Consider the following 493-nt stretch of genomic DNA (forward strand, 5'->3'; position numbering starts at 1 on the left):
ACGACTTTGATCTCTGGTTTGTAGATCTGGGCTTCCTTGATGAGTTGAAGGATTTCTTGGGCGGCCCAGATATCGTAAGGCGAAGGCTGAACCGGAATCACGCAAAGGTCGGAAGCCATGACCACGCTCTTTGATTGCTCGTTTGTCCTGGGCGGCGGATCGATGACGATGTCATCGAAGTTCTCTTTGAGCTTCGCGACTTCGCGGTGAACGACTGGCTTCGGAAGCGCGACCATCGCGAACGGGAGTTCTTCGGTTCGTTGGTGGGACCAGTCGAGCGCTGAGCTTTGAGGATCGGCGTCAACGAAGAGAACCTTGCGGCCTTGGGCGGCGAGTTCGCCGGCGAAGTTCAAAGCGAGAGTCGTCTTGCCGACTCCGCCTTTCTGGTTGGTGAAAGAGTAGATCATTTCTAGGGGCTGGTTGTTGGTAAATCTACTGAAATAAGGATTTACTTAAATCAGTAATGCAGTTTTAAAGTCAGTCAGTCAAACGA

Annotated in this window: 1 protein-coding gene; it reads right to left on the reverse strand. The window is 51.9% G+C overall.

The window, feature by feature from the left end; genetic code table 11:
• A partial coding sequence (locus tag QEH53_RS23995; RefSeq protein WP_309025771.1) for a ParA family protein occupies nucleotides 1-407 on the reverse strand: 407 nt, incomplete at its 3' end.
• Nucleotides 408-493 lie beyond the last annotated feature (86 nt).

This window comes from Pelagicoccus sp. SDUM812002 (assembly GCF_031127835.1).
In the GTDB taxonomy this organism is placed as follows: Bacteria; Verrucomicrobiota; Verrucomicrobiia; order Opitutales; family Opitutaceae; genus Pelagicoccus.